1 protein-coding gene is annotated in these 516 nt (G+C 45.7%); it reads left to right on the forward strand.

Annotated features, from left to right (window positions below; translation table 11 throughout):
• Nucleotides 1-516, forward strand: a 516-nt coding sequence (locus A3766_RS26165) for an ATP-binding cassette domain-containing protein (RefSeq protein ID WP_156509156.1), incomplete at both ends; no start/stop codon positions are given.

Below are 516 nucleotides of genomic sequence, written 5' to 3' on the forward strand. Positions count from 1 at the left end.
GCGGGCGCAAAGCTTGCGGTGATTGGTGAGAACGGGGTGGGGAAGTCAACTTTCTTACGTTGTTTGATGAATGAGATTCAAGCCAATACGGGTGAAGTAAAGTGGGCTGAAAATGCCGTATTAGGCTACTGCCCGCAGGACAGCACGAAAGATTTCGACAGTGACCTAAACCTCTTTGACTGGATGTCTCAGTGGCGTACTGCAAAGCATAACGATTTAATGGTTCGCGGTATGTTAGGTCGAATGCTCTTTACCGAAGATGACGTTAACAAGAAAGCCAAAGTCTGCTCAGGTGGTGAGAAAAACCGCTTGTTGTTTGGCAAGTTAATGATGCAGGACCTAAATATTCTGATTATGGATGAGCCGACCAACCACATGGATATGGAAGCCATTGAAGCTCTGAACGAAGCGCTTAAAAACTTTGATGGCACTTTGATTTTTGTTAGCCACGACCGAGAGTTTGTCTCATCACTGGCAACACGCGTCATCGAAATTAAAGACCAGGGCTTGATAGAT

The organism is Oleiphilus sp. HI0132 (assembly GCF_001635845.1).